The organism is Streptomyces sp. SID12501 (assembly GCF_010550245.1).
Classification (GTDB): Bacteria; Actinomycetota; Actinomycetes; order Streptomycetales; family Streptomycetaceae; genus Streptomyces.
In genome coordinates, this window is the sequence record NZ_JAAGLU010000281.1 from 1 (window position 1) to 596 (window position 596).

At 71.1% G+C, this 596-nt stretch carries 1 pseudogene; it reads left to right on the forward strand.

Annotation, left to right across the window (positions count from 1 at the left end):
• Window positions 1–596, forward strand: a pseudogene (locus G3I71_RS45745) (glycogen debranching enzyme); the annotation flags it as partial.

Genomic DNA, 596 nt, shown 5'->3' on the forward strand with positions numbered 1-596 from the left:
CGCGACTTCTGGCGCGGCGAGCCGTCGACGCTCGGCGAGTTCGCGAGCCGCCTGTCGGGCTCGTCGGACCTCTACGAGCACACCGGCCGCCGCCCCATCGCGAGCATCAACTTCGTCACGGCGCACGACGGCTTCACGCTGCGCGACCTCGTGTCGTACAACGACAAGCACAACGAGGCGAACGGTGAGGACAACCGCGACGGCGAGAGCCACAACCGGTCCTGGAACTGCGGCGTCGAGGGCCCGAGCGACGACCCCGAGGTCGAGCGGCTGCGCGCGCGCCAGCAGCGCAACTTCCTCGCGACGCTGCTGCTCTCGCAGGGCGTGCCGATGCTCGCGCACGGCGACGAGCTCGGCCGCACGCAGGGCGGCAACAACAACGGCTACTGCCAGGACAACCCGATCACGTGGGTGGACTGGGACCTGGACGACGCGCAGCAGTCGCTGCACGAGTTCACGCGCCGGGTCGTCCACCTGCGCCGCGACCACCCGGTGTTCCGGCAGCGCCGGTTCTTCGCCGGCGCCGCCGAGCACGGCGGCGAGTCCGACCTGCGCGACATCGCGTGGATGACGCCGTCGGGTGCGCACATGTCCGA